Annotated in this window: 5 protein-coding genes; 1 reads left to right on the top strand and 4 read right to left on the bottom strand. The window is 56.4% G+C overall.

Annotated elements, in window-relative coordinates:
• The 3 genes from AC2VNK_RS03680 to lexA all read right to left on the bottom strand — a co-directional run.
• On the bottom strand, window positions 1–267 hold a 267-nt coding region (locus AC2VNK_RS03680; protein WP_486882832.1), incomplete at its 3' end, for a Y-family DNA polymerase.
• A gap of 6 nt (window positions 268–273) precedes the next feature.
• Window positions 274–918, bottom strand: coding sequence for a translesion DNA synthesis-associated protein ImuA (imuA, locus tag AC2VNK_RS03675; protein WP_486882831.1), 645 nt, complete (start codon window positions 916–918; stop codon window positions 274–276).
• Window positions 915–1,535 carry a transcriptional repressor LexA gene (gene lexA / locus AC2VNK_RS03670; protein WP_486882830.1) on the bottom strand — a complete coding sequence of 207 codons (621 nt, stop codon included), beginning with the start codon at window positions 1,533–1,535 and terminating at the stop codon, window positions 915–917. Before lexA ends, imuA begins: the two co-directional genes overlap by 4 nt.
• Before the next feature lie 556 nt (window positions 1,536–2,091).
• Here lexA and AC2VNK_RS03665 point away from each other — a divergent pair.
• A complete protein-coding gene (locus tag AC2VNK_RS03665) occupies window positions 2,092–2,505 on the top strand; it encodes a DUF2147 domain-containing protein (protein ID WP_291524204.1) in 414 nt (137 codons plus the stop codon).
• Window positions 2,506–2,537: 32 nt separating this feature from the next.
• Here AC2VNK_RS03665 and AC2VNK_RS03660 read toward each other — a convergent pair whose 3' ends face one another.
• On the bottom strand, window positions 2,538–4,106 hold the full coding sequence (locus AC2VNK_RS03660; protein ID WP_291524206.1) for a SurA N-terminal domain-containing protein: 1,569 nt from the start codon (window positions 4,104–4,106) through the stop codon (window positions 2,538–2,540).
• Window positions 4,107–4,308: the final 202 nt, after the last annotated feature.

Raw genomic sequence — 4,308 nt, 5'->3', positions numbered from 1 at the left:
GCTATAAAGCAGCCTGGCCCAGTGGCTGAGCGCCTGTGCCTCTAAATCCGGATCACGGGTGCAGAGCTGCAGTTCCGGGAGCATGGCCAGGGCCCGCGCCGTCGTCATGCCAGTCCGCAAGCCCGCCTGAAGCGCTATCGCGTTGACCTGCAACAAGGTCCCAGCACTGCCCTGCGCGTCCACCATCGCCAGCGCGACTGCTTCTGCCTGCGCCCGCTCCCGAAGCTCCACACCCAAATGCGGGAACTGTACCGCCAGCCAGGGCATGTGATCTCAGAGCGCCAGCGCCAGTTGATCGCTGAGCGCCACCATACCCCGTGCCGGCATGGCACCACGGCGTTTACGGACGTCTACGTCGACCCCCTGCCGGGCGGGATGCAGCTCCAGACGTAAGGCGACGGGCACGGTAGCGGCGCTGCCTTGACGGAAAAAGAAGAAGGCCAGACTGTTGCCCGCCTCGGCCGCCAGTTGCAGGCGACGCCACTGGGTATCCTGCAAAGCCGGTGGCCAGGCCAGCACCGCACTGCAACTGCCGGAACGCAGGGCCAGTTCCAGTGCCCAGAGCATATCCTGATCTTTGCGTGGATGCAGCACCAGCATCCGCGAAAGATCGACGCCTGCAGCCGCCAGCGCTGCCGGATAAGGGATATGCGGAGGCGCGACCCAGAGTATCCAGCGTGCCTCGCGCTGACTGAGTTCCGCCACGGCGGGCAGCACCAGACGCAATTCGCCGATACCGTCCTGAGCGCTCACCACTTCAGTGATGGCGCCACGTGGCCAGTCACCTACCAACAGATTCAGCTCCGGCCAATGCACCGCTACGCCCGGCGTCCGCTGATTATTCAGACCCTGCCACAAGCGCTGGGGATGCTTGGTCAACAGGGTGTTGACAACAGCCTTATGTGCAGATGGACTCATAACTTGCCTCCAATACGCAAGAGTCCGACCACCACACCTTCAATCGTCAGACTATCGCGCTGCAAATCCACAGAAATAGGTGAGAAATCGGGGTTTTCCGGCAAGAGCCAGACCTGATTGCCGTCCCGCTTCCAGCGTTTGACCGTCACCTCACCGTTAACCCGGGCCACTACCATCTGCCCGTCCTGGGGAGTGAGCGAGGCTTCGTGACGGACGGCGAGGATATCGCCATCGAGAATGCCGGCATCACGCATACTCATGCCCTGCACCCGCAACAGATAATCGGCCCCTGGCGAAAAGAGCTTTGGGTCGACGGGCAACTGCCCCTCCCGGAACTCTTCGGCCAGCATGGGTTGCCCGGCGGCCACCCGCCCGATCAGCGGCAAACCGATTTCCTCTTCTTCGCTCGCACAGAGGCGGATGCCCCTGGCCGTACCACTCTGCAGCAGGATATGGCCCTTGCGCGCCAGTACCCGCAAGTGACTTTCAGCGGCATTGGGTGAACGGAAGGCAAAGGCCCGCATCAACTCCGCACGGGTGGGCGGCAGACTATCTTCTGCCATGCGGGCGCGAATCCAGGCGAGAATTTCGGACTGTCGGGGGGTGAGTTCGTCCATGCAATATCTCCTGAGGGCCAGCGGGTTATCATCGTTGGCAATATCTGTATTTTTATACAGTCTCACTGCGGAATGCAAGAGGCTGGTTCAGAGCAGCGCCGCTACTCAGTCCCAGCGCTGCATTTTGACTATGACTTGGCAGTTATCGGTTTTCGGTGCTGCCGCTTCAAGCTGTGGGTTTATCGGAGGCGCAGCGGACGCTGCCCGCCACCTCTACCGACAAGCTCGCCTGGCCAGGCACCACCGCCACTGGGGCGCGCGCAGCCATCATATTCATGACCGGCAGACCCGGCGGTGGTGGGCCGCCGTTGCTGAGGCGACGCGATACGCCTGATTCACACTGAGCTGAATCTGCTGCTCTGGCTCTCCGGCCGGCGCCGGTACCAGCAATACGATCCATACGAAACCCATGACTTTATTCATAGTTTATAAACATTACAAACAAAATCAAAACGATAGATTATTACGACCTGTCCATTTGATTAACAATTCTTACTTTGTTAAGATTTTGCAACAACCATGTGCAGCAAGAATACAAGGCTGAAAAGGTCCAAAAATGACGCGTCTTTTAACTCGTTACTTCGTCCTCGTCGGACTGCTTCTTGGGAGCGCCAGTATCGCTTCCGCAAGTACGAGCAGTGGAGGCATTATTGGCCTGTGGCAAACTGCAGGTGGCAGCGGTTATATCCGTATTTATGAGAAAAATGGCGCACTTTTCGGGCAAAGTGTGGGGCACTTGCAAGACACTGTGCAGCAGGCCCGTGCCAAGGGCCAGCCGCAAATTCTGGCCGACTTCGTACCCGAACGCCCGGGAGAATGGGCACAGGGCCGCATTTACGACCCGAACAACAAAACCTATTTTCATGGCACGCTGACGGCTTTAGATCCCCATGAACTTAAAGTATATGGCTATATCGGTTTTTCCTGGCTCGGTGGCGACACTATCTGGACCCGGGTTTCGACCAATTAAAACCGGCGCGACGAACTGGGAACCCCCATTGATCAATGGGAGATCTGGGCCAACTGCGCGTCGTTGATCTTCACTTTGGCATGCTCCCGCAAGTCCTTCAGATAAGCTGTCGACAGCAAACGACCTCTCTGCTCCTCCAGAGATGCGCGAATTTGCATCGCCACTTTGGGGTTTATTGCCGCTGCCGAAGGTGCAGTTACGCGGGTGACGGCAAAAATCTGGTAGCCCGACGACGTCTTCACCATATCCATAGAGGGGACTCCGTCTACTGGTGCGGGTGCCGTAAAAGCAGCCACTAACGCCGCATTATCCAGCCCCTGCCCATTACGCCGGGTTACATCGAGATAAGCGTGCAGCGGATATGCACCACGATCTGTCAGCACATCCATATTCTTCGCTTGCCGCGCTGCCGCCAACAATGCCTGTGCTTTGTTTTGAGCCAGTTGCGACGCCTTTTCCGAGGTTAATTTTGCCGTAATGGTGCCCGCAACAGCACTCAGAGGTTGGACGCTACCCGGCGTATAGTGGAGCAAATGCACAGCCAGCAAATCCCCGTTCGTCAACGTGAGCGCTGTACTATTTTTACCGGCAAGCACAGCCTTGCTAAAGGCAAGGTCGAGCGCTTTGGCGTCGGCAAAAGGCCCCTGGGCAAGTAACGTCCCGGCAGTGAGTATCCCGCTCTCCTGAACCTTCAGGCCATAGGCTTTGGCAACCGTACCTAACCCGTCAGGACTACTAAACAGACGATCCTTGAAGTTTTCCACCTGGGCCTGGAAGGCATTTTCGGCCTGGCTATTAAAAGGCAAAGCGCTCTGCCCCACCGCCACTGCGGAAGAGCTGATGGTCGAACTCGTCGGGGCTGAACTCTTACCGACAAAATTCTTCGGTCCCAGAACGACATATTGCACCTGCGCCTGCGCGGGCAACTGGAATTGATCGACGTTGGCGTGATAGTAACCGGCCACTTTGGCACTTGTTGGCTTAGCCGCCGCCGCGAAGTCGGCGTCCTGGATATCTACTGCACTGACATCGCGGTATTCCTGAGACCAGGCCCAAACCTGGGTTGCCTCAGCATCCGAGGCGGTAGCAATGACTTGGGGAATGACTTGTAACTGCTCCAGGCGCATACTCTCTCTCAACATGCCTTCAAACTGTGCTGGTGTCATTCCGTTAGCGGCCAACAATGTCTGGTAATGATTTTTAGAAAAAACACCCTTCTGTTGAAAGGCCGGAATGGATTCGATTTTTTTCGCCAATGCGGCATCGGGCACCTGTAACCCCAGACGTCCCGCCTCTGCACCTAAAAGCATATTGTCAATCAAACCATTAAGAACATCCAGCCCGAAGCTCTTGTCCGCCGCCATCTTCGCTGCGGTTGCTGCACCAAAAATGTGACTATAACGTTCCTGAGCATCCTTCATACGTTTCTGAAATACGGCATCGGTAATCTTCTGGCCATCCACCGTCGCTATAGCCGACGAATTTGAACCCCCCGAGAATAAATACCCGCTTACGCCCCAGAGCACGAAAGATAATGCGATTAAGATCATGAGTATTTTGGCTACCCAGGACTGACCAAAATTCCGAAATCTATCCATCATAAGCACATCTCCACAAAGCCATAGTACCGAGGTAAAGCTGTCTGTATATTTAGCGCTCTACCATAAAGGAAGAGCTCTCAAAACGCCATAATGGCTGCATCAGTGTCTCGCTATACAAAAAAACAGACACAAAAAAAGGCGCCCTAAAAGGGTCGCCTTACTCGCATTGGCGGGGCGGACGGGGCTCGAACCCGCGACCTCC

Source organism: Acidithiobacillus sp. TH-A35, from assembly GCF_057473505.1.
The sequence above is the reverse complement of the archived record's forward strand: the minus strand, read 5'-3'. Positions and strand labels throughout refer to the sequence as shown.